This is a genomic window from Agrobacterium tumefaciens (assembly GCA_025560025.1).
Lineage (GTDB): Bacteria > Pseudomonadota > Alphaproteobacteria > Rhizobiales > Rhizobiaceae > Agrobacterium.
The window spans coordinates 49411-73334 of record CP048485.1; the positions used below are offsets into that span (position 1 = coordinate 49411).

General features: G+C 59.5%; 22 protein-coding genes and 1 tRNA gene. 15 read left to right on the forward strand and 8 right to left on the reverse strand.

The features are described from left to right. Positions 1 to 2: 2 nt before the first annotated feature. Entirely contained in the window at positions 3 to 2336 is a 2334-nt protein-coding gene (locus FY152_00245) for a methyl-accepting chemotaxis protein (protein UXS30594.1), read from the forward strand. 70 nt (positions 2337 to 2406) lie between these two features. Here the strand turns inward: FY152_00245 and FY152_00250 are convergent, their stop codons facing one another. Then, positions 2407 to 3351 (reverse strand): nucleoside hydrolase, encoded by a 945-nt coding sequence (locus tag FY152_00250; GenBank protein ID UXS33167.1) that lies wholly within the window; start codon positions 3349 to 3351, stop codon positions 2407 to 2409. 195 nt (positions 3352 to 3546) lie between these two features. Here FY152_00250 and FY152_00255 point away from each other — a divergent pair, with 195 nt between their 5' ends. Next, the gene (locus FY152_00255) at positions 3547 to 3972 is read left to right on the forward strand and encodes an Hsp20 family protein (GenBank protein UXS30595.1); all 426 of its coding nucleotides are present in this window, start codon (positions 3547 to 3549) and stop codon (positions 3970 to 3972) included. 56 nt (positions 3973 to 4028) lie between these two features. Next, positions 4029 to 4286 (forward strand): DUF1150 family protein, encoded by a 258-nt coding sequence (locus FY152_00260; protein ID UXS30596.1) that lies wholly within the window; start codon positions 4029 to 4031, stop codon positions 4284 to 4286. A 41-nt stretch (positions 4287 to 4327) separates the two neighbouring features. Here FY152_00260 and FY152_00265 read toward each other — a convergent pair whose 3' ends face one another. Together FY152_00265 and FY152_00270 are read right to left on the reverse strand one after the other, a co-directional pair. Further along, the gene (locus tag FY152_00265; GenBank protein ID UXS30597.1) at positions 4328 to 4945 is read right to left on the reverse strand and encodes a hypothetical protein; all 618 of its coding nucleotides are present in this window, start codon (positions 4943 to 4945) and stop codon (positions 4328 to 4330) included. Positions 4946 to 5040: 95 nt separating this feature from the next. Then, positions 5041 to 5754: a pyrimidine 5'-nucleotidase gene (locus FY152_00270; GenBank protein ID UXS30598.1), complete on the reverse strand. Its 714-nt coding sequence runs from the start codon at positions 5752 to 5754 to the stop codon at positions 5041 to 5043. A 106-nt stretch (positions 5755 to 5860) separates the two neighbouring features. Here FY152_00270 and FY152_00275 point away from each other — a divergent pair, with 106 nt between their 5' ends. Beyond that, positions 5861 to 6778, forward strand: a complete 918-nt coding sequence (locus tag FY152_00275; GenBank protein ID UXS30599.1) for a DMT family transporter — start codon at positions 5861 to 5863, stop codon at positions 6776 to 6778. A gap of 52 nt (positions 6779 to 6830) precedes the next feature. Here FY152_00275 and argB read toward each other — a convergent pair whose 3' ends face one another. Next, entirely contained in the window at positions 6831 to 7715 is an 885-nt protein-coding gene (gene argB, locus FY152_00280) for an acetylglutamate kinase (protein UXS30600.1), read from the reverse strand. Between the two features lie 358 nt (positions 7716 to 8073). Between argB and FY152_00285 the strand changes: the two genes are divergently transcribed. Continuing rightward, complete coding sequence (locus tag FY152_00285; protein ID UXS30601.1) at positions 8074 to 8451, forward strand: hypothetical protein; 378 nt, start codon at positions 8074 to 8076, stop codon at positions 8449 to 8451. A gap of 13 nt (positions 8452 to 8464) precedes the next feature. Here the strand turns inward: FY152_00285 and FY152_00290 are convergent, their stop codons facing one another. From FY152_00290 to rpmH, 4 genes are read right to left on the reverse strand one after another with little or no spacing between them, the layout of a single operon-like run. Beyond that, a complete protein-coding gene (locus tag FY152_00290; protein ID UXS30602.1) occupies positions 8465 to 9118 on the reverse strand; it encodes a YihA family ribosome biogenesis GTP-binding protein in 654 nt (217 codons plus the stop codon). After that, positions 9115 to 10914, reverse strand: coding sequence for a membrane protein insertase YidC (gene yidC, locus FY152_00295; protein UXS30603.1), 1800 nt, complete (start codon positions 10912 to 10914; stop codon positions 9115 to 9117). The genes FY152_00290 and yidC overlap by 4 nt, the downstream gene beginning before the upstream one ends. Continuing rightward, a complete protein-coding gene (locus FY152_00300; GenBank protein UXS30604.1) occupies positions 10914 to 11297 on the reverse strand; it encodes a ribonuclease P protein component in 384 nt (127 codons plus the stop codon). Before FY152_00300 ends, yidC begins: the two co-directional genes overlap by 1 nt. Before the next feature lie 36 nt (positions 11298 to 11333). Continuing rightward, positions 11334 to 11471 (reverse strand): 50S ribosomal protein L34, encoded by a 138-nt coding sequence (rpmH, locus tag FY152_00305; GenBank protein ID UXS30605.1) that lies wholly within the window; start codon positions 11469 to 11471, stop codon positions 11334 to 11336. Between the two features lie 351 nt (positions 11472 to 11822). Here rpmH and FY152_00310 point away from each other — a divergent pair, with 351 nt between their 5' ends. The 10 genes from FY152_00310 to FY152_00355 all read left to right on the forward strand — a co-directional run bounded on the left by FY152_00310 (position 11823) and on the right by FY152_00355 (position 23897). After that, positions 11823 to 13850, forward strand: a complete 2028-nt coding sequence (locus FY152_00310; GenBank protein UXS30606.1) for a HAMP domain-containing protein — start codon at positions 11823 to 11825, stop codon at positions 13848 to 13850. A 255-nt stretch (positions 13851 to 14105) separates the two neighbouring features. Continuing rightward, complete coding sequence (locus tag FY152_00315) at positions 14106 to 15524, forward strand: HAMP domain-containing histidine kinase (GenBank protein ID UXS33168.1); 1419 nt, start codon at positions 14106 to 14108, stop codon at positions 15522 to 15524. 217 nt (positions 15525 to 15741) lie between these two features. Then, positions 15742 to 15818, forward strand: a tRNA-Arg gene (locus FY152_00320). A gap of 172 nt (positions 15819 to 15990) precedes the next feature. After that, on the forward strand, positions 15991 to 16803 hold the full coding sequence (locus FY152_00325) for a class I SAM-dependent methyltransferase (protein ID UXS30607.1): 813 nt from the start codon (positions 15991 to 15993) through the stop codon (positions 16801 to 16803). A 219-nt stretch (positions 16804 to 17022) separates the two neighbouring features. Next, complete coding sequence (locus tag FY152_00330) at positions 17023 to 18168, forward strand: ABC transporter ATP-binding protein (protein UXS30608.1); 1146 nt, start codon at positions 17023 to 17025, stop codon at positions 18166 to 18168. Next, the gene (locus FY152_00335; GenBank protein ID UXS30609.1) at positions 18165 to 19091 is read left to right on the forward strand and encodes a sugar ABC transporter permease; all 927 of its coding nucleotides are present in this window, start codon (positions 18165 to 18167) and stop codon (positions 19089 to 19091) included. The genes FY152_00330 and FY152_00335 overlap by 4 nt, the downstream gene beginning before the upstream one ends. Then, a complete protein-coding gene (locus FY152_00340; GenBank protein UXS30610.1) occupies positions 19091 to 19912 on the forward strand; it encodes a carbohydrate ABC transporter permease in 822 nt (273 codons plus the stop codon). Before FY152_00335 ends, FY152_00340 begins: the two co-directional genes overlap by 1 nt. Positions 19913 to 19954: 42 nt before the next feature. Continuing rightward, positions 19955 to 21247 (forward strand): ABC transporter substrate-binding protein, encoded by a 1293-nt coding sequence (locus FY152_00345; GenBank protein ID UXS30611.1) that lies wholly within the window; start codon positions 19955 to 19957, stop codon positions 21245 to 21247. Positions 21248 to 21313: 66 nt separating this feature from the next. Continuing rightward, a complete protein-coding gene (locus FY152_00350) occupies positions 21314 to 22114 on the forward strand; it encodes a phosphodiesterase (GenBank protein ID UXS30612.1) in 801 nt (266 codons plus the stop codon). Positions 22115 to 22400: 286 nt separating this feature from the next. Next, on the forward strand, positions 22401 to 23897 hold the full coding sequence (locus FY152_00355) for an acetyl-CoA hydrolase/transferase family protein (GenBank protein ID UXS30613.1): 1497 nt from the start codon (positions 22401 to 22403) through the stop codon (positions 23895 to 23897). The last annotated feature ends 27 nt before the right edge of the window (positions 23898 to 23924 follow it).

The following is a 23924-nucleotide window of genomic DNA, read 5'->3' on the forward strand; positions in this document are numbered from 1 at the left end:
AAATGTTCAATTTCAAAGTGAAGTCGCTTGCGACCAAGCTGATCCTCGTAACCGGCTGTGCCATCACCACGGTTCTCGTCGCATCGAATTCCTTCCTTATTTCCCAGACCAGCGAGCGCGTCCACGCGCTGACCATGGATCAGGCCAATACCGAGGCACGCGCCATCGCCAACGTCATCGCCGCCGATGTGGGCGAACTCGGCAGCGCCGCGCGCTCCATGGCCGGCGTCATCGGTCGCGCGCATCAGGCGAAATCGATGGATCGCCCCGGCATCGTCAACATCCTCAAGGCCAATGTCGAGCAGAACACCTTCGCTTTCGGAAGCTGGTTCTGCGAGCAGCTCGGCCTTTTCGACGGACAGAGCAAGGAGATCGCCGGCAGGCTCGATCTCGGCACCAATGAAAACGGCGCCTTCGCACCCTACTGGTCGAAGACCCAGAAGGGCGATATCCAGTTCTCAACCTTCAAGAACGACTATGCGGCGGAATGGTATGCGCTTGCCGCCAAATCCGGCAAGGGCGCGATTACCCAGCCCTATCTTGCCGAAGGCACGGAAGTGCCCACCACCATGACCTCGCTTGCCTATCCCGTCATGTCGGATGGTAAGATGATCGGCGTGGCGGGCGTTGATATTTCGCTGGCCTCGCTGTCGCAGAAGCTGCAGGCGCTGCATCCTTTCGAGACCGGCCGCGTGACGCTGGTATCGCAGGGCGGTCAATGGCTGGTGCCGCCGACGCCCGAACAGAACATGAAGGCCTATGACGGAGACGGTGCTAGCACCGTTCAGGCGGCCATCACCTCGGGCAAACAGGGCCTTATCGAAAATCTCGGCCTCGATACCGATGCGCCCTATAACCGTCTTGTCTACCCCTTCGCAGTTCCTGGCCTCAATGCGACCTGGGTGGTTCTGGTCGATATTCCCCATCAGGCGCTGAACGCTCCGGTGGAAGAGCAGACCTACATGATGATCATCGGCGCGATCGTCATTCTCGCCGCAGTCATCACCGCCCTTTATTTCGCCGTCCGTCACTTCGTCGGTGGCCCGCTCGCCTCTCTGGTCGCGGATGTTCGCACGCTGAGCGACGGCCGTTACGACGCGCCCGTGTCCGGGCAGGACCGCAGGGATGAAACGGGTGCTGTGGCGACCGCACTGGAAGGCTTCCGTGCAAAGCTCGCCGGCATTCGTGAAATGGAGGCCGAGGCTGCAGTCCAGCGCGGCAATGCCGAAACGGCGCGCCAGCGGTCGGAATCCGAACGCAGCGAAAACAGCCGCATGCAGCAGCACATCGTCAGCGTGCTCGGTTCAGGCCTCAACGCGCTTTCGCAGGGCAATCTGACTTACCGGATCAACGACGAGTTCCCCGGTGAATATGCAAAGCTCCGCGATGATTTCAATTCGGCGCTCGCCAGCCTCGAGGAAACCGTCTCCACGGTGAATGCAACGGTTGTCAGCATCGGCAACGGCACCGGTGAGATCACCCGGGCCGCCAGCGATCTTTCGCACCGCACGGAACAGCAGGCCGCAAGTCTGGAAGAAACCGCAGCCGCCCTCAATGAGCTGACTGCGCAGGTCAATTCCAGCGCGGAAAATGCCGCACAGGCGGCCGGCGCTGTCAGCCATGCCTGCGACGATGCCGGCAAGTCGGGTGAGGTCGTGCAGCAGGCCGTGAATTCCATGGAGGGCATCGCGCAATCCTCGGCGGAAATCTCCCGCATTATCGGCGTCATCGACGAGATCGCCTTCCAGACCAATCTCCTGGCGCTGAATGCCGGTGTGGAAGCCGCCCGCGCGGGCGATGCGGGCAAGGGCTTTGCCGTTGTCGCGCAGGAAGTGCGCGAACTGGCGCAACGCTCCGCCAATGCGGCCAAGGAGATCAAGGGCCTGATCAATACCTCGGCAAGGCAGGTTGGCGAAGGCGTTCAGCTGGTTGGCAAGGCGGGTGAGACGATGAAGAACATCGCCGACCAGGTCTTGCAGATCAACCAGCTGATCAGGCAGATTTCCGCCTCCGCCAGCGAGCAGGCCGTGGGCCTGAAGGAGATCAATTCCGCCGTTACCCAGATGGACCAGGTCACCCAGCAGAATGCGGCAATGGTGGAGGAGACCACCGCAGCCAGCGTGACGCTGAATGGTGAGGCCGGAACGCTGAAATCGCTCGTCGCCGGCTTCTCCGTGTCGGGCGGTCATTCAAGCCAGCAATTGCGCGTCACTGCGGCGGCAATGCGCGCACCCGTCGCTCCCGCACATGCACCTGCGCGCTCCGCCGCGCCGCGTGCCCAGCCAAGAACCAGCGGCGCAAACGCGCTGGCGCAGGATGACTGGACCGAATTCTGACGGCTATCTCCCGATCGAATGAAAAGGGCCGCTGGTTTTTCCAGCGGCCCTTTTTATGTCCGGGTTCCGGTCAAAGCCGGGCGAAACGTTCGGTCAGCAATTCGAAGAAACCGTCCGCATCCACGTTGCGCATCACGCGCGCATTGGCGGAGCGCTCGGTCACGCGCCACCAGTCCACCACCGTCATGCCCATGGTCAGTTCAGAACTGACCTCGATTTCGACATTGCAGTCACGCCCCTGAAACAGCTCGGGCTTGATGAGATAGGCGATGACGGACGGATCATGCAGCGGGCCACCGTCCGAACCGTATTTCTCGATGTCGAAACGTTCGAAGAATTCCAGCATTTCCGCCATGGCGATCGCCGGGCGTGTGCCGATGTCGCGAATGCGGCTGACGCGTGCCTTGGTGGTCAGGAGCTTATGGGTGACGTCGAGTGGCATCATGACGACTGGAATGCCTGCACGGAAGACGATATCGGCGGCCTGCGGATCGACATAGATGTTGAATTCCGCTGCCGGCGTGATGTTGCCGCCTTCGAAGAAGCCACCGCCCATCATCACCAGCTCCTTGATACGGTCAGCGATCTCAGGTGCCTTCAGCAGAGCCAGCGCCACATTGGTCAGCGCGCCAAGCGTGCAGAGCGTCACGGTGCCGGCGGGTTCGCGCATCAGCGTTTCGATGATGAAATCGACCGCGTGCTGCTTTTGCGCTTCCATTGTCGGCTCATCGAGAACCGGGCCGTCGAGGCCGGTGCTGCCGTGAACATGTTCGGCGGTGATGGGCTTGCGCACCAGCGGCTTCTCGGCGCCCTCATAGACGGGAATATCGGTGCGGCCGCACAATTCGCAGATGATACGGATGTTGCGGCTGGTCAGTTTCAGCGGAACGTTGCCGGCGACGGCGCACAATCCGAGAATTTCGATTTCCTCCGGGCTTGCGAAAGCGAGCATGATTGCCGCCGCGTCGTCCTGGCCCGGATCCGTGTCGATGATGATTTTTCTGCGTTCTGCCATGTCTTGCCCGCCGTTGAGATGAGCGCTTTTTTCGAGCGGCAGGTGCTCACTTGTCAAGCCACATTCCTTTGCGCCCGTGTCCGTCTTGCGCATTGCTGCCTGGCTTCCCATATTGTTTGAGCCGGTGCGATTGACCGGCAAGGTTGCCGGAAGCGGGACCGCGAAACGTCGCTTGGTTGCAAGGACAGAAACGATATGAGCCGCATGACGCCATTCACCCACCCGCTGTTGCTGGGTTTTGATGCCATGGAAAAAACGCTGGAGCGTATGGCGAAGGCCAATGACGGCTATCCTCCCTACAATATCGAGCGCCTGCCGGGCAGTGACGATGTGCCGGAACGGCTGCGCATCACCATCGCGGTTGCCGGGTTTTCGCAGGATGATCTGGATGTAACGACGGCCGACAACCAGCTCGTCATTCGCGGCCGCCAGCAGGAACAGGAAAAGCGGGATTTTCTTTATAGAGGCATCGCAGCGCGCCAGTTCCAGCGGGTCTTCGTGCTTGCCGATGGCATGCAGGTCAGGGAAGCGCGCATGCGCAACGGCCTTCTCTCCATCGATCTCGTCCGGCCTGAAATTTCGAACGTGGTAAAGAAAATTAATATTTCCGTCTCAGAGTAGAACGTGAACGCCGGAATCGGACATGAATCGCTCGGCGTGAAGAAGGAGGCTGAAATATGCTTTTAAAAGAAGCGCATGCGCGTCTCACCCGATCACAGCTCGCCCATATCGGTGAGGGCGAAGTGGGATATATCCGCAAGATCCGTGCGGAAGACGTCAGCCGCTGTTTCCCGGAGGCGCCTGATCTCGATCCGCAACTGGATCTGTGGGCGCTGTTCGGTGCGGATGGTACGCCGATCCTCCTGACGGACAACCGGTCCAGTACGTTTTTCAAGGCTGCTGAAGACGATCTTACGACCGTCAGCCTGCATTGAAGAAAAAAGCCCGCTTTTGAGCGGGCTTTTTCTTTAGCGGATCAGAGGAATGGGCGGTCGGGCATATCGTCGATCGAGATGACGCCGTCCTTGTTCTTGTCCAGCCGTTCGAACATTTTTTCACCGGCTGCGGTGAATTCGGCCTTGCTGACCTGGCCGTTCTCGTCAGTATCGGCCCAGCGGATCAGCGCGTAGCCGGCGCCCTTGCCGCCATGCTTGCTCCAGCCCTGATGGCCGAAACGGCCGCCATGTTCGCGTTCGGCATGTCTTTCGGCGCGCTTGCCTTCAGGGGCCTTGCCGTCTTCGGCTTTGGCTTCCTCACGCTCGGGGCGCGGATTGGCGGCGCGGAAGGCCTCCATCTTTGCCTGACGATATTCGCGCATTTCCTTCGGCGTGATCGAGCCGTCCTTGTCCTTGTCGATCTCGGTGAAGAGTGCGTCCTGACGTGCGGCGAATTCCTCCTTGGAAATCTTGCCGTCCTTGTTGGTGTCGGCAACCTTCAGGAGGTGAACGAAGGCCGCTTCCTGGCGAATGGGCATGCGCTCGCCATGGCCTTTGCCCGGCGCAGGCGGGGCGGCAAAACCTGCCGTTGCGGCCGTGCCGACCAGAAGGGCTGCGCCAAGAGCAGAGAGGGCGATTTTTCGTGTGGTCATCGTCATTACCTTTCTTTGGTGTCCCTGAGAAAAAGATAATGACGTCGACCGCGCCCCACCACTTAAACATCGGTAAGGTGGATGAAGCTTCGGTAATGTTGTCAGCGCGGGATCGTTCTGGTCAGAAAGCCGGTCAGATCGTCGGTGATATAATCGATATGTGCATCCGTCTCGACGGGAATCTCCCAGCGTTCCATGATGACGCCCTCGAGATTGGAGGGAACGAGAAGAACGGTCTTCATGCCGAGCGCCTTGGGTGCCGCGAGATTGCGCGGCAGGTCCTCGAACATGGCGGCTTTTTTCGTATCGAGCTTTGCGAGCGCCGCGAATTTCTCGTAGGTCGCGCTGGCCGGCTTGGGTAGATAATTCGCGGCGACAATGTCGAAAATATCTTCGAAATGATCGAGAATGCCGAGCGCACCGGCGGCTGCCTGCGCATGTTTGACGCTGCCATTGGTCAGGATGAACTTGCGGCCCGGCAAGGCCTTTATTGCCTCGCCGAGTTCCGGATGCGGTTTCAGCGCCGAATAATCGATGGCATGGGCGCGTTCCAGAAACTCATCGGGGCTTATGCCGTAGTTGATCATCAGGCCCTGAAGCGTGGTGCCATGGTCATGATAATAGCGTTTCTGCAGCTTGCGGGCTTCGTCGGGATCAAGTTTCAGAAGCTCCGCCACATAGGCCGTCATATTACGATCGATCTGGGAAAACAGATTGACGTGATGCGGATAGAGCGTGTTGTCGAGATCGAAGACCCATTCGCTCACATGGGCGAAATCGGCGGCATCGGGCAGGTTTTGCGGCTTTGTGTTCATGGGCTGCTTTATGCCCGTTTCGAATGCCGAAGAAAATCGAAAAGACGACGACTGAAGGGAAAATCGGGCTTGGCCGCAGCCTTCAGCGCATGATACCGCCAATGCTATGGAACTCTGGATAGGCATAACCTTCGCAAGCGCGTTCTTGCAGAACCTGCGCTCGACCCTGCAAAAGCACCTCAAGGGCATGATGGGCACCACGGGCGCGACTTTCGTGCGCTTCGTATTCGGAATGCCTTTTGCTGTCGCTTACCTCGTTTTTCTGCATGGTGCGCTCGGCCGGCCGCTGCCGGTGCCGAACATGTCCTTTGCAATATGGGCAATGGTCGGAGCCATGGCGCAGATCGCCGCCACCTTCCTGCTCGTGCACCTGTTCTCCTTCCGCAATTTTGCGGTCGGCACGGCCTATTCCCGCACCGAACCGGCGCAGGCGGCGCTGTTTGCGCTGATTTTCGTCGGAGAAAGCGTCAACAGCGGAACTTTGGTGGCCATCGCCGTTTCAGTGGCCGGCGTCATGCTGATTTCGGTCGCGCGCACGGAAGTGACACCCGCTTCCATCCTCACCTCCATTTTCAGCCGCACGGCGGGCATCGGCCTGGCCTCGGGCGCGTTCTTCGGCCTCTCATCGGTTGCCTATCGTTCCGCCTCGCTGGCGCTGGCGCCCAGCCTGCCTGCCCCGGATGCCATGATGCAGGCCGGTTTTACCCTTGTCGTCGTCATTGTGACGCAGACCCTGTCGATGTTCCTTTGGATCGTCTGGCGGGAGAGGGACGAGCTGCCTCGCATCGCCAGAACGTGGAAACCGTCGCTTGCGGTCGGTTTCGTCGGCGCCACGGCGTCATTCGGCTGGTTCACGGCGATGACCCTGCAACAGGCCGCCGTGGTCAAGGCGCTGGCGCAGGTGGAAATGCTTTTTGCCTTCGCCTCGACCGTGCTTTTCTTCAAAGAGAAGATCAACCGGCTGGAAATTTCCGGCTGCCTGCTGATCGTCGTGGGCGTATTGTCGCTGCTGGCATTCGGCTGAAAAACCGTCTATGGCGGACAGGCTTGATCGCCCGCCACAGACAGGAGCCGTCTCAGGGCACGATAAGCGTGCCGGCACCTTCGGTAAAGATTTCCAGAAGGACGGAGTGGGCGGTCTTGCCGTTGAGGATCACCACGCCTTGAACGCCGGCCTTGATGGCCTCGATGCAGGTCTCGACCTTCGGGATCATGCCGCCGGAAATCGTGCCGTCCTTGATGAGCGCGCGCGCCTGGGAGACGGTCAGTTCCTTGATGAGTTCCTTGTTCTTGTCGAGAACACCCGGCACATCGGTCAGGAACAGGAGGCGGGTGGCGTTGAGCGCACCGGCGATGGCGCCGGCAAAGGTGTCGGCATTGATGTTGTATGTGGCGCCATCGCGACCGGGAGCAACGGGAGCGATGACCGGGATCATCTCCGACTTGGCGAGCAGGTCGAGCAGAGTGCGGTCGACTTCGACCACTTCACCGACAAAACCAAGATCGAGAACGCGCTCGATATTGCTATCGGGATCGATCACGGTCTTTTTCGCCTTTTCGGCAAAGACCATGTTGCCGTCCTTGCCGCACAGGCCGATGGCCCATTCGCCCGTCTGGTTGATGAGCGCGACGATCTCCTTGTTGATGGAGCCGGCCAGAACCATCTCGACGATTTCGACGGTCTTGGCGTCGGTGACGCGCAGGCCGCTTTCGAACTTCGATTCGATGCCCATCTTCGTCAGCATCGCGCCGATCTGCGGGCCGCCGCCATGCACGACGATGGGATTGATGCCGGACTGCTTCAACAGGGCGATATCTTCCGCGAAAGCCTTTCCGAGCGTCGAATCCCCCATGGCGTGACCGCCATATTTCACGACGATGGTCTTGTTCTCGTATTTCTGCATGAAGGGCAGAGCCTGTGCGAGCAGCCGCGCCTGAGTTTCGCTTTCGGAAGCAGTCATCTAAAAACCTCGGTCTGTGGTTGCGGCCTTCGAGAGCCTTGCATCGCTCTACAGCATCGGCGCAAAAATCGGAATCGATTTTTGCAGTGCAGGAGGCACGGATTCACCATGCCCGAGCTCTGGCAAGGACAGGTGAATGCCGGTGCTCGACGAATGAAATAACCTCCGGGCCTTATTGTGTCGGCCGATAGTAAAATTCTGCTTTTGGTCACCTCGGAGCGCGTAATAAGATTGACATAAAGCACCAATCGGACCAGCCTTGTGGGGAGCAGGGGAGGGGTTATTCAGCAGGGCGACGGGACGTGTCGCGCGTTGTGAAAACGATGCTGGCCTGAACGACCGAGGAGTTTGAAGACCTATGACGGCACCGGATCGAGACAAGCAAAGCGGTTTGCGGGACGAAGTGCTCGCTGGCGAATATGTGCTGGGTGCCCTGCCGCCGGAGAGCATGGCGGAGCTTGCCAAGCGCATCAAGCGCGACCGTCAGTTTGCCGCCATGGTCAGGCGCTGGCGGGACAATCTGGCGGAAACCGAATATCGCGAAAAGGCGACCATCACCGCATTGCTTGAGAGTGATCCGGCCCGATCCGGCCTGCCTTTCCGGGGCCAGCCGTTGCGCAATGGCAGCATGTTTGCGGCCATGGTGTCCGAGATATGGCATTCCGTGCGGTTCTGGCGCCTTCTGGCGTTGACGGCGATGCTCTGGACCGCCGTTCTGCTTTTCACCATCGCTTGAAGGCTGCGGCCTCCTAGAGGGAAACCGTTCTTACGATCTCTTCACGCAGGCTATCCAGCCCGAAGGATTTTTCCGAGGATGTGGCGAGAACCTCCGGATAGGCGGCGGGGCGCTTGCGGATTTTCTCCAGCGTTTCGTTGATCAGCCGGGGAACGCCGACATCCTTGATCTTGTCTGTCTTCGTCAGCACGACCTGGTAGGAAACGGCCGCCTTGTCGAGCAGGCTCAGAACCTCCTCGTCGTTCTTTTTGATGCCGTGGCGGGAATCGATCAGCACGTAAACCCGCTTCAGCGTCGCGCGGCCGCGCAGATAATCGAAGACAAGCTTCGTCCAGGCATCGACATGGTCCTTGGGCGCCTGCGCATAACCGTAACCGGGCATGTCGACCAGCGCCATCGGAGGCAGATCACCTGCCTCACCGGAATAACCTTCCGGCACGAAGTAGTTCAGTTCCTGCGTACGTCCGGGCGTGTTGGACGTACGGGCAAGTCCCTTGTGACCCACCAGCGCATTGATGAGCGAGGACTTTCCGACGTTGGAACGTCCGGCAAAGGCAATCTCCGGCGGCCCTTCGGGCGGCAGGAACTTCATTGCGGGAACGCCGCGAATGAATATCCAGGGACGCCCGAAAAGGGGCTTTTCAGTTGCCGGGCCGGTCTCACTCATTTCGATTGCACCGGCTTTCGCTTGAATAGCCCTTTGAGATTGTCGAACAGTTCGATCTTGGCACCGTGACGCTTCATGATGAGGGCCTGCTGCGAGATCGACAGCGTGTTGTTCCATGCCCAGTAGATAACCAGACCGGCCGGGAAGGAAGCCAGCATGAAGGTGAAGATCAGCGGCATCCAGGTGAAGATCATCGCCTGTGTCGGATCGGGCGGCGTCGGGTTCATGCGCATCTGCAGGAACATGGTGATGCCCATGATCAAAGGCCAGACGCCGATCATCAGGAAGTGCGGCACGTCATAGGGCAGAAGGCCGAACAGGTTGAACAGCGAGGTCGGATCGGGTGCGGAAAGGTCGTGGATCCAGCCGAAGAACGGTGCATGCCGCATTTCGATGGTGACGTAGATGACCTTGTAGAGGGCGAAGAAGACCGGGATCTGCAAGAGCATCGGCCAGCAGCCCGCGACCGGGTTGATCTTCTCTTCCTTGTAGAGCTGCATCATCGCCTGCTGCATGGCCATGCGGTCATCGCCATGTTTGGCCTTCAGCTCTTCCATCTTCGGCTGCACGCGCTTCATGTTCGCCATGGAAGCATATTGCTTGCTGGCGAGCGGGAAGAAGAGAGCCTTGACGACGATGGTGGTCAGCAGGATGGCCACGCCGAAGTTGCCAAAATAACGGAAGAAGAAATCCATCATTTTGAACATCGGCTTGGTGATGAAGTAGAACCAGCCCCAGTCGATGAGAAGGTCGAACTTCGGAATGGAATATTCGGTCTCGTAGCGGTCAACCAGCGGCACTTCCTTCGCACCGGCGAAGACAAGGCTTTTCAGCTCGATGGACTTGCCCGGTTCGACCGTCATCGGGTCGCTCTTGAAGTCGGCCTGATAGCTCGGCTGATTGCCGGTAATGTGCGAATAGCGGGTTTCGAAGGGTGTCGTCTGCGGCGGAACGATGGCCGCGGCCCAATATTTATCGGTGATGCCGAGCCAGCCGCCGGTTGCCTTGGCGACCGTTACCGGCGCTTCCTCGACATCCTTGTACTTCTCTTCCGTCAGGCTGCCATCGCTGCCCGAAACACCCAGAAAACCTTCATGGATAACGAAGACTGGGGGAATTGCCGGCTTGTTGTTGCGCGTCACGCGGCCATAGGTGGCAAACGAGATTGCTTCCTGCCCGGGGTTCTCGACCTTGTCGGCGACGGAGATCATGTAATGCTCGTCAATCGACACGGTACGGGAGAAAACGACGCCCTTGCCGTTGGTATAGGTGAGCGTGACGGGTGTGGTTTCCGTCAGCTTGTCGCCGCTTGCCAGCGTCCAGACCGTCGTCGGACCGGGAACGCCGCCGACTTCCTGTGCAGCGACATAACCGAGTTCGGTGAAGTAACCGTCCTTGGTGTCGGAGGGCGAGAACAGCGTGATGATCGGGCTCGAGTCATCAACGGTCTCATGGTAGTCCTTGAGCCGGATGTCGTCGAAACGGGCGCCGGTCAGATTGATCGAACCGGCAATGGCGTTGGTGTCGATGGTGACGCGCTGGGTTTTTGCGATCGCTTCTTCCCGCGTCGCCGTGGCGGCGGCCTGGGTGGAGGATGCGGGCGGTGTGCCTTCCACGGCCACGCCGGGTGCTGCACCCGGTGCCGGCTGCTGCTGCGTCGTCTGCTGCTGCGCCTGGCGGGCCTCTTCGGCGCGGCGCTGCTGCTCGATGCGCGGATTCATGTACAGGAATTGCCAGGCGAGGACGATGACAACCGATAGGGCTATCGCGATGAAGTAATTGCGGTTCTTTTCCATCATTCTTTCCTGGAGCGGGTCTCCTGGGACCGTTTCGGTTTCGCCGTTCCTTCAATTCGCTCGGCAAGGAGAGACTGAATTTTCGGGAATGCCGTATCGAGCACATCCCTGCGGGCGACAATCACATAGTCATGGCCGGGCTTCATTGCGAATCCGGCAGAAAGCCTGACGGCTTCCTTGAGACGGCGGCGCATGCGATTTCGCTCGACCGCGTTGCCTTGTCTTTTTGTTACGGTAAAACCGACCCGAGGTTCGGTCTCCGGGGTCTTTCGGTCAAGCACTTCCAGAAGAAAGGTGCTCCCCCGCCGTTTTTCCCCCGCCTGAACGGCAAGGAACTCCGACCGGTTTTTAAGCCGGCCGGGTCGTTTTTTTGTCTCACTCACGTGCCCGCGACTTTCATCGGGTCACAGAGGCGGCGATTAAGCCGACAGACGTGCGCGGCCGCGCGCACGGCGGGCTGCGAGAACCTTGCGGCCGCCAGCGGTAGCCATGCGGGCACGGAAACCATGACGACGCTTGCGAACAAGCTTGGACGGTTGGTAGGTACGCTTCGACATTTATTTAATACCGCGGTGTGCGGCCCTTCTTGAATTTGCAACTATTTGCAAGAGCGTTTCGTTTTTTGCACGGCTAACCCCGCCTGGGCGAGCTTTCAATGGCCGAGCGTGCGCGGCTTATAAGGGCATAGGCCGAGCAAAGTCAATTGCCGAAGGGGTTTTCGCACTTCACCTTTTGCGGAAAACGCGCGGCCATGTTCCCCGCTGAGCGGCATTAGATGCTGATTCCCGCGTACAATCGGTAAAATCCGAAATTCTTTCTTAACGCAGCATTGATAAATGTTGTGATGCGAAAAGTTATGCCAGCTTCCCATTTTTATCGCGCGGCTGGCTTTTGTTGGGGGAACGAAGTTGAGAATTCGCGGTCGTATTAATCTTCTTGTCGGGCTGATGAGCCTTGTGGCCTGTACCATTGGCGGGCTGTCTATATACGCGGTCAGCGAATTCCAGGTGCGCACGATCGGATACGAAAAGGCAGCGGAACGCGCCTACAAGGGCGAGGCGCTCAACCGTCTTGTCACCGCGGTCGTCATGGAGGCGCGCGGGGTCTACGCTGCGCCCGATATCGAAAAGGCGGCACCTTTCGCCGACGGCATCGTGAAGAACCTCGACGCCATGGAAAAGCTGATCGCGACATGGACACCTCTCGTTCCGGCGGAACAGAAGGCGGCCTTCGACAATCTTTCCAGCCGCTTCAAGGAGTTCAAGGCCTTCCGTCTGGAAACCGCGCGGCTTGCCCGCGAAGCCGGCCCGCAGGCCGCCAACCAGCAGGGCAACAACGAGGCGAACCGGGCCAACCGCAAAGCCTATCAGGCCGAAATCGATGCCGTCGTGAAGAATGACATCGCCGGGCTGGAGGCTGTCAGGGCCGGCATAGACGATTTTGTAACAACCACCTTCTGGCTGGTCATCATCGTCACCGGCAGCGGTATATTGGCCGGTGCGGCGTTTGGTCTCTACATCGGAACGCGCCAGCTGAGCGCCCCCATCCGCAAGGTTTCGGAAGTGATGAACGCTGTTGCGGACGGAAATCTGGACGCAGATGTGCCTTATCTCGGCCAGAACGATGAAATCGGCGAAATGGCAGCGGCCGTCGAGGTCTTCAAGAAGAATGGCCGCGAAGTTCGCCGCATGAATGCCCAGGAAGCCGCCATGCGCGCCAAGAGCGATGACCTGCAGGCCGGCATGGCCGTTGTCGTCGACGCGGCGGCGGGCGGTGATTTCAGCCGCCGCATCAACAAGGATTACGGCGATGAAAACCTCAATCGTTTCGCCGCGACCATCAATGCCCTGCTAACCGGTGTTGATAACGGCGTCTCTGAGACCAGCCGCGTCATCGAAGGTCTGGCTCGGGGTGATCTGACGGAAAAGATGGATGGCGAGTTCCGCGGCGTGTTCGCCGAACTGCAGGCCAACGTCAACGAGACACTCGCCAAGCTGCGCGAAACGATGCGGGAAGTGCGCAGCAGCACGGAAGGTATCAGCGGCAATGCGAACGAACTGCGCTCGGCGGCCGACGACCTGTCGAAGCGAACGGAACAGCAGGCCGCAGCCCTGGAGGAAACCTCCGCCGCTCTGGACGAAATCACCGCCGTCGTTCGCAATTCGACCGATCGTGCGCAGGAAGCCAGTACCATGGTGGCCGAGACCAAGCAGAAGACGGAGGAATCCGCCAATGTCGTCCGCGATGCCGTCTCCGCGATGGATCGCATCGAGCATGCGTCGCGTGAAATCAGCCAGATCATCAATGTCATTGACGAGATCGCCTTCCAGACCAACCTTCTGGCGCTGAATGCGGGCGTCGAGGCGGCGCGCGCAGGCGAAGCGGGCAAGGGCTTTGCCGTCGTCGCGCAGGAAGTGCGTGAACTGGCGCAACGCTCGGCAACGGCCGCGAAGGACATCAAGGCGCTGATCACCAAATCCGGCGAGGAAGTCGGCCGGGGCGTGTCGCTGGTGCAAAAAACCGGCAGCGCATTGAGTGAGATCGAGACGCGCGTCCTGGCGATCAACGATCACATCCATTCGATTGCCACTGCTGCGCGGGAACAGTCCACCGGACTGCACGAAGTGAACACGGCGATCAACCAGATGGACCAGGTGACGCAGCGCAATGCCGCCATGGTCGAGGAGACATCGGCTGCGACCCACAAGCTGAGCGGCGAGGCGGATCATCTGGTGACGCTGGTGGCACGCTTCAAGGTGGGCGTCGAGGAGGTCCACGCCCGGCCCCGCGCGGAACAGCCGATGCGGCCCGTGGCGGTTTCCGGCAGAACGGCGGCGGTTGCCTCGCCGGCCCGTAAATTGATGAACAGCGTTGGCCGTGCGCTTAATGCCCAGTCGGCCGCTGCGCCGGCGCATGGAGACTGGCAGGAGTTCTGATTGGACCCGGTTTACCCGTTCTCGTCAGATTAGCTCTGTTTCGAACGCCGCCCTCCCGGGCGGCGTTTGTTTTTCCTGCGATGAAAACGTTTGTTTTGCAGCGCATTGGAAAAAAATCAGTTAGGTCCTATTATTATACGTGCATATAAACCGAGCCGTTCAACCAAAGCGGCGGCGCGCATACAGGATCAGGGCCCGGTGTTTTCTAAAGGCGTAGACAGCTTGGACCGCACGGAGGACAATCCGGTGCACTGCATGCCGGGATTGACCGCAGGTCTTTCAGGACGCCTGCTGCTGCTGACGGTCATTTTCGTGATGATCGCCGAGGTGCTGATCTTCGTGCCCTCGGTCGCCAACATGCGCCTTTCCTGGCTGCGCGATCGGCTGAACACGGCAGCCGCTGCCGGTGCGGTGATTGACGGCTTGCAGGCAGAATTGCCGCGAAGCGTGCAGAACGACACACTGATGGCGACCGGGGCGAAGCTCATCGCACTGCGCAAGGACGGCACCTCGCGCCTCCTCGCCGTGGCCGAAACGCCGCCCGGGGTGGATGAGCAATATGATCTTTCCGATGTCTCGCAGCTGGCGGCGGTGCGGGATGCCTTTTCCACATTGCTGTTCGGCGGCAACCGCGTCATCCGGGTTTTCGACGTTGTCGGTGACAGCGACACCATCATCGAACTGGTGCTGGGCGAAAACAAGCTGCGGGCGGCGATGCTTGCCTATGCTCGCAACGTCTTCCTGATTTCCATCGTCCTGTCGCTGATCACTGCCGGTCTGATTTTCGTTTCCATCAACCGCATCATGATACGGCCCATCCGCCGCCTGACGCTCGGCATGCAGCATTTCTCCGAAGACCCCGGCAATCCGGAACGGATTTTCGTCGCCGAGGACGGGACCGATGAACTGGCGGTTGCTGGCCGCCATCTGGCCGACATGCAGACCGAGTTGCAGAAAACGCTCAGGCAACAGAAGAACCTCGTGGATCTTGGCCTCGCCGTTTCAAAGATCAATCATGACATGCGCAACATTCTGTCATCCGCGCAGCTGATGTCGGACCGCCTGGTGGATGCAAAGGACCCGATGGTGAGAAGTTTCGCGCCGAAGCTGCTGCGCACCATCGACCGTGCGGTGGCCTATACGGGCGAAGTTCTGGCCTATGGGCAGGCGACGGAAGGCGCGCCGAAACGCAAGACGGTTCACCTGAGCCTTCTGGTGCGCGATGTGCGCGACATTCTGGCGCTTGAGCCGGAAAGCGGTATCGAATTTCACGACAGTGTGCCCACTGATCTGACGGTTGATGCCGATGCCGAGCAGCTTTTCCGGGTGATCCATAATCTCTGTCGCAACGCCGTTCAGGCCCTGCAATCGGACGCGGCGAATGCGGCGCCCCGGCATCTTTCAATCTCGGCCCAAAGGGCTGGCAGCGTCGTCAGCATCGTCATAGACGACAACGGGCCGGGAATGCCGCGCAAGGCAAAGGAAAACCTGTTCTCCGCTTTCAGGGGCTCGGCCCGTTCCGGTGGCACCGGCCTCGGGCTCGTTATTGCGCGGGAACTGGTGCTTGCCCATGGCGGCACGATCGCGCTTGTTGAAAAGCCCGGCCCAGGAACCCAGTTCCGCATAGAGATCGCCGATCGTGCAGCTTCCGTACATGCGGCCAGAACCGCCTGAGAATCCCGCTCGCGGACGGCCTGATGCAATCACCATATCAGCCTGAAAATGCGTGACACGGGGTCGCTCAAAAACAGCCCTTATGGAATATCTTTTGTAATCAATGGGATAAATGAATTGCTGCGGAAAAATGACAATTTCGAAACGAAATCGCTTGCAATCGGAATGAGGACGTTTTAGAGGATCGCCACGCCACCGGAAACGACCGGAACGGCACGCACCCGTAGCTCAGCTGGATAGAGCACCAGACTACGAATCTGGGGGTCAGGAGTTCGAATCTCTTCGGGTGCGCCATTTCTCTTTCCATAAAAAATCAAATAAAATGCCTTTCGGGCCGCCGTTTATAATGCGGTTCAATGTCGGCATCTCTGTTGCCCTCTCGAAAACCCACAAGGTCGAACAGACTCCGAACGTCGCCAATATGTGCTAAAATCATCCGGTCATTAGCTGGCCTCAGGTGAAAGCCATGTTGGAAACTGACCAGGTATTTGCAGGTTCTATTCCGGAAAACTACGACCGTTACATGGTGCCGTTGATTTTCGAGCCCTTCGCCCGTGATCTGGCGCGGAGAGCGGCGTCATTGATGCCGATCGATGTGCTGGAAATCGCTGCGGGGACCGGGGTTGTCACCCGCGAACTGGCGCCCAGATTGCCGCCCGCCGCACATTATGTCGTAACCGACCTCAATCAGCCGATGCTTGATTTTGCAGCGGCGCGACAGGCGCCTGACAATCGCATTGATTGGCAGCAGGTGGATGCTCAGGCGCTGCCGTTTGAAGACGCGAGTTTCGATCTCGTTTTCTGTCAGTTCGGCGCGATGTTTTTCACCGACCGTCTGACCGCCTATCGCGAAGCAAAGAGGGTGTTGAAGCCCGGTGGACATTATTTATTGAACGTGTGGGACCGTATTGAAGAGAATGACTTCGCGAATGATGTGACGAACGCCCTTGCCGGTCTGTTTCCCGACGATCCGCCACGCTTCATGGCCCGCACTCCGCACGGCTATCACGATACGGCGTTGATCCGTGCCGAGTTGGAGAGTGCCGGCTTTTCCCGCGTGGCGATTGAGACGATAGCGGCGCAAAGCCGTGCATCGTCACCGCGCATTCCCGCCATGGCCTATTGTCAGGGAACCGTTCTTCGCACTGAAATCGAAGCCAGGGCGCCGGGAAAACTGGAAGCGGCGACGGCGTGTGCCGCATCCCGGATTGAAGCGAGGCACGGCAACGGCGAGGTTGCCGCCAAAATTCAGGCCCATGTGATTCTGGCTGTTGCGTGAGACACTTCGCCTGCTGATGCAGCCATGGCCGTCGAACAGGTCTTGAATCCGTATATTCGGGTTACCCCCTCATATTAGTGGATTTTTATGAAGGCCGGTATTGCAGGGCCTGGCGATGAGCCGGGATTATCGGGCTTTCCGGTGTCACCGAACTTTCTGCAAACCTTCGTCATATTGTCATACAATATAAGCATATGCGCTCCAGAAAAGGAGCGCAGAATGACGCCACAATCACTTGAACTTTCGGGTATCGGCAAAGGCTTCGGGGCTGACGATGTTCTGAAAGAGATCGAACTCTCCATCCGTCCCGGTGAATTCCTATCCCTCGTCGGCATGTCGGGCTGCGGCAAGTCCACGCTTCTGCGCATCATTGCAGGGCTGGAAACGCCGGATCGCGGTTCGGTCTCGATCGGTGGTCAGGATGTGACGGAACTCGATCCGAGTGACCGCAATCTGGCGATGGTGTTCCAGTCTTACGCCCTTTATCCGCATATGAACGTGCGCCAGAACATCGCAACGCCGCTCAGGATGCGACGTCTGCCCTTTGCAGCGCGCCTGCCGCTGATCGGGCGGTTTGTGGCCCCGGCCGAAACGCTCAGGCAGATCGATGCCGCCGTCGAACAGGCGGCAGAGACCCTGCAGATCGCGCATCTGCTGGACCGCAAGCCGGCGCAGCTTTCCGGTGGCCAGCGCCAGCGTGTGGCGCTTGCCCGGGCACTGGTGCGCTCGCCCGCCGCCTTTCTGATGGACGAGCCGCTTTCCAATCTCGATGCGAAGCTTCGCGCCCATATGCGTGAGGAACTGGCTGGCCTGCATCGCCGGTTGGGAGCAACCTTCATCTACGTTACCCACGATCAGATCGAGGCCATGACCATGTCCGACCGCATCGCGCTGATGGCGGAAGGCCGCATCGAACAGCTCGGCACGCCGGATGAACTTTACCGAAAGCCAGCGACGCTGACGGTCGCGCGTTTTATCGGCACGCCGTCGATCAATCTGCTGCCGGTCGAAATCGATGCACAGGGCAAGGTCACGGCTTTCGGCCGTGATCTTGGTGTGGATGCTTCTGGCCGCGATGCCGGTCCGGCAACGCTCGGCCTTCGCGCCGAAGACTTGCGTCCGGGTGCCGAAGGTTTCGCGGTGCGGGTGGTGCGCAGCGAAACCCATGGCGCTGACCGTTTTGTCAGCTGCCGCCTTCTGAGCGATGAGACGGTGGCCGTCACCCTTCGCCAGGGCGCGGGAGAGGTGCTGGGCGCTGATGCGGACGGCGTGATGAACCTCGGTTTTGCGCCGGAACGTGCCCATCTTTTCGCCGCCGACGGCCTGCGCCGCAAGACGACGGTGCGTGAACGGGTGCCGGCATGACGGCGGCCGATTTCTCCACGCTCACGCCTGCAAAGGCCCGGCCGCGCCTGTCGAAGGCGGACCGGCGCATGATCTGGCGCGGCCTCATGTTTGCCGCGCCGGCGAGCCTCCTGCTTCTGGCGATCTATATCATTCCCATGCTCGTTCTGGCGGGTTTTTCCGTCACCGATTACCAGCTTGGCGCACTCTCCACCCGCTTCGTCGGCATCGGGAATTTCGTCAAGGCTTTTGAGGATCCGGTTTTTTTGCGCGCACTGGCGAATACGGCCATTTATGCGGCCATCGTCATCCCCTTTGGCGTATTTCTGGCACTCGGCGTAGCCCTGCTCGTTTATAATCGCAAGCGTAGCCGCGCTTTTTGGGAAGTGGCCTATTTCCTTCCCGTCACTGCAACGCTCGTCGCCATGGCAACGGTGTGGCAATTTCTGCTGCACCCTTCGCTTGGGCCGGTGAATGCGGCGATCAAGTGGCTGGGTTTCGAACCCGTCGCATTCCTCTCCAACCCCGTTCTGCTCATTCCCACCATGGCGTTGATGGGTGTCTGGCAGATTCTGGGCTTCAACATGGTGCTGTTCCTCGCGGGCCTTACCGCCATCTCCAAGGATTTGCACGAAGCGGTACGGCTCGATGGCGCGAAAAACCCGATCGACCGGTTCCTGACGGTAACGTGGCCGATGCTTGGGCCAACGACGATGTTCGTTGTGGTCACCACCTCGATCTCGGCTTTCAAGGTGTTCGAGACGGTCGCCGTGCTGACCAAGGGCCGCTCCGGTTCCGAAACACTGCTGTTCGATCTCTATCTTGAGGGTTTCGAATATTCGAACACGGGTTATGCGGCGGCGCTGACCATTATCTTCCTCGCGATCGTGCTGATCCTGTCGATCGGCCAGACGCTGCATATGGACCGGAAGGTGCACTACTGATGGCCGCGCTCCGTAAATATCTCCCGCATCTCGTGCTCGCCCTCGGCGCATTCGTGATGCTCCTGCCGTTCTACTGGATGATACTGACGTCGATCCGCTCGCCAGCAGAAATATTCAACGTCTCCCTGTGGCCGATCCCCGAGAAATTCGATGCGGTCGACAATTATGCCCGGGCGGCCGGGCAGGTGCCGATGGCACGTTTCATGCTGAACGGCGTCATCGTCTGCTTCGGCATCCTCATCGTGCAGGTCCTGACATCGGTTCCCGCGGCCTATGCGCTGGCGAAGCTCAGATTTCCGGGCCGCAAGCTTCTCCTGGGCCTCGTCATCGCCGCACTCTGCGTTCCAATTCAGGCTCTTGCGCTTCCGCTTTTTGTCGGTCTGGCGAAAGCGGAGATGTTGAACACCTACTTCGCGATGATGATGCCGTTCTTCATCTCCGTCTTCGCCATCTTCCTGTTCAACCAGTCCTTCCGCAGTTACCCGGACGAAATCATCGAGGCGGCGCGCATGGATGGTTTCTCGGAAATGGAGATCTGCTGGGGGCTGGTTCTGCGCGGCTCGCTGCCCTCGCTCGCCGCTTTTTCGGTCTTCTCGCTCGTTGCCCACTGGAACGACCTTTATTGGCCGATGATCGTGGTTTCCGACACCAATCTGGCCCCGCCGCCGCTTGGCATGATGTTCTTCGCCGATGTCGAATCCGGTGCGAATTACGGTGCGCTGATGGCGGGCGCCACACTGATTACCGCGCCGATGGTGCTGTGCTTCCTCCTCGCACGGCGGCATTTCATCGCCGGTATTACCATGACCGGCGTCAAGTGACGCCGTTCAGACTTCCTCCTCCCAACCTTTCTGGAGATTGACATGAAACTCAACCGACGCGCCGTGATGGGCGGTCTGGCTCTTGGCATGGCTTTTGCGGGCCTCGCACAGCCGGTTCTCGCCAATGAAATCACGCTCAACGTTCTCTACAACCTGCCGGGCTTCACGAAATTCCATCAGCCGCTGGCCGATGAATTCATGAAGAAGAACCCGGATGTGAAGATCAACTTCCTCGCTCCGGCCGCCGGTTACAATGAAGGCCAGCAGCAGGTTCTGCGTTCCGCCGTCACCGGCAATCTGCCAGACGTATATTTCTCGGGTTACAACCTGACAGCGGAACTCGTTCACACGCTCGCACCGCGCAACCAGATCACCGATCTCGGCCCGTTCATCCAGGCTGAAGGCGGTCAGGCCTTCCTCGACAAGAACTACAGCCCGAAGATGGCCGCCCTCGGCCAGATCGATGGCAAGCAGTACGGCCTGCCGGTCAACGCTTCCTCGCCGATCATCTATATCAACTCCGACCTCGTCACCAAGGCTGGCGGCGACCCGGACAAGATGCCGACGACCTTTGCGGAACTCATTGCTCTCGCAAAGAAGATCAAGGCTCTCGACCCCAAGTTCGCCGGCATGAGCTACGACATCAACGGTTGGCCGGATGACTGGTTGTGGCAGGCGCTCATCGTCGAACAGGGCGGCAAGCTCGTTGACGAGAAGGCCAAGACCGTTGGCTTCGACAACGAGATCGGCCTCAACGCCCTGAAAATGACCCGTCAGTTCGTCACCGAAGGTGGTCAGAACCTGCTCGACTGGGATCAGTCCCGCCAGCAGTTCGGTGCAGGCCTCACCGGCTTCATCTTCTCGACGCCTGCGCATGTTCAGACGATCCAGGGTCTGGTCGGCGACCGCTTCAAGCTGAAGACCGCGACCTTCCCGCTCGACAACAAGGAAAAGGGCGGCGTTCCGACCGGCGGCAACTCTGCCGTTATCCTGACACAGGAAAAGGCCAAGCAGGACGCTGCCTGGAAGTACCTGAAGTGGATCACCGGTCCGGAAGCCCAGAACATCATCGTTCGCATCACCGGTTACCTGCCGACCAACAAGCTGGCAACCGGCCCGGACTTCCTCGCTCCCTATTATGTCGAGAACCCGAATGTGAAGACCGCTTCGCTTCAGGCTGACCGTTCCCTGCCCTGGGCCGGTTATCCGGGTGGCGATTCCGTCCGCATCTGGCGCACCCAGCGCGACATCATCGGCACCGTCATGCGCGGTGAGGTGACGCCTGAAGCCGGTCTCAAGCAGATCGTCGAGCAGACCAACGCCCTGCTGAAATAAGCAAAACCATCGAAAAGGCTGCGGGGAAATCCGTTCCCGCAGCCATTTTGCGCAGAGAGACAGACTATGAAGATCATCCAGATCACCGACACCCATCTCGTACCCCCCGGCATCGCTGTAAACGGCGTCGACCCTGAAAAGCAGCTGCGCGCGGCGGTGGCCGATATTGTCGAAAAACACGCCGATGCCGATCTTCTTGTCATGACGGGTGATCTTTGCAACTACGGCGAGCCGGAAGCCTATCAACTATTGCGCGATATTCTTGCGCCCGTCTCAATCCCCGTACGGCTGATGCTCGGCAATCACGACCGCCGACCGGAATTCGTGACGGCTTTTCCGGAACAGCTGCGTGACGACTACGGTTATATCCAGTCCTTTATCGATACCGAATTCGGTCGCCTGCTGTTCCTCGATAGCCATGAGCCCGATGTGATCGGCGGGATGTATGGCGCGGACCGTCTGACATGGCTGGACCGCGCGCTTGAAGGCGCTGGCGACCTGCCAGTGACGGTTTTCATTCATCACCCGCCTATGGATTGCGGCATCCGGCATTTCGAAAACATCGGCATGCATGACGACGGCGCGGTCATGCGTCGCCTCGCCGCTCACAAGGCTGGCGTGCGCCACATTGTTTTTGGCCACATTCATGTCCCGATGGCGGGCACCAGCGCGGAAGGCATTGCCTATAGTTCCGGTCAGGCATGCTCACATCGTTTCATCACCGATATCGAGGCTCTTGATCCGCTGTGGACGGGTGGCAACCCCTGTTACCGCATCATCAGCCTCGGTGCCTTCGGCTTGCGCGCCTATGATGCCGAGGTGGGGCAGGTCGTACTCGGTCAGGCGCCGGTTTGTGAAGGCCCCTGATCCTGGCCGATATCCACGAAGCGATGAGGCGCCGATGCGCCTCGTCACCCGCGGCAGAATACGGCAGTGTTTTCGCCGACAGGCCTCGACGCTGCAGAAGCCCCGCTGCCTGTCGCGCCTATGCGCCACTTGCGGTTTGTTGAGCAGGATTTGATGCGTCAAGGCCATAGTCCCGCTCGCACCCTTGATCTATGTCAGTTTCATCGTTGAAAGTACGCGCCATAGTCACCGGAGAGGTGGCAAGTCCGGTGACGTGCCATCGTGAGTGCAGATCATGGAGAAGTGCATGCTTGAAAAGCGTATCCGCAACGCGTCCCTCTTGAACCGGATCGTCAGCGCCGAAGAGGCCGCCAGCCTCATTCAGGATGGCATGACGGTTGGCATGAGCGGTTTTACGCGGGCAGGCGAAGCGAAGGCGGTGCCGCTGGCCTTGGCCGAACGCGCTAAGACGAACCCCATGAAAATCACCCTGATGACCGGCGCGTCGCTTGGCAACGATCTCGACAAGACCATGGTCGAGGCCGGCATGCTGGCGCGCCGCATGCCGTTCCAGTCCGATCCGGCTTTGCGCAAGGCGATCAATGACGGCCGGGTGATGTTCATCGACCAGCATCTTTCAGAAACGGTCGAGCAATTGCGCGGCGGCCAGATTCACGGGGTGGATATCGCCATCGTCGAAGCGGTGGCGATTACGGCGGATGGCGGCATCGTGCCCACGACATCCGTCGGCAATTCGGCAAGCTTCGCCATTCTGGCCGACAAGGTCATCGTCGAGATCAACCTGTCGCAGCCCGAGGTGCTGGAGGGGCTGCACGACATTTTCATCCCTGCCAAACGCCCGACCCGCATGCCCATTCCGGTGGTGGCAACGGATAGCCGTGTTGGCCTGCCCTTCATTCCGGTGCCGCCGGAGAAAATCGCCGCCATCGTTCTCAGCGACAAGAGCGACAGTTTTTCCACGGTGCTGCCGCCGGATGACGAGACCAAGGCCATTGCCGGTCATCTCACCGAATTTCTGCTGAACGAGGTGCGTCATGGCCGCATGACCCATGAACTCCAGCCGCTCCAGGCCGGCATCGGCACCATCGCCAATGCCGTGATGCATGGTTTCATCGATACGCCGTTTCACGATCTCAAAATGTATTCTGAGGTCCTGCAGGATTCGACCTTTGAGCTTTTCGACGCAGGCAAGCTGGTTTTCGCCTCCGGTTCGTCGATCACGCTCTCCTCAGCCATGAATGAACGGGTCATGCCGCGACTGGCAGATTACAAGAGCAGGCTGATCCTGCGTCCGCAGGAGGTGAGCAACCACCCGGAGGTGATCCGTCGCCTCGGCATCATCGGCATCAATACGGCGCTGGAATTTGATATTTACGGAAACGTCAATTCCACCCATGTCGGTGGCACCCATATGATGAACGGCATCGGTGGCTCGGGAGATTTCGCCCGCAATGCCTATATGTCGATCTTCGTCACCAAATCGATCGCCAAGGGTGGCGCCATTTCCAGCGTCGTGCCGATGGTCAGCCATGTCGATCATACCGAACATGATGTGGATATTCTGGTCACGGAGATCGGGCTTGCCGATCTGCGCGGCCTCGCCCCACGCGAACGCGCAGCGGTCATTATCGCCAATTGTGTGCATCCTGATTACCGTGATGCGCTGGCGGATTATTACCAGCGGGCGGTGGCGCGGGGTGGGCACACGCCGCATCTCATCGAAGAGGCGCTCTCCTGGCATAAAGCGCTCCGGGAAAAGGGCACGATGCTGTCGCTGCAATAAGCTCGTGACGGTTCTCCGACTGCCGGT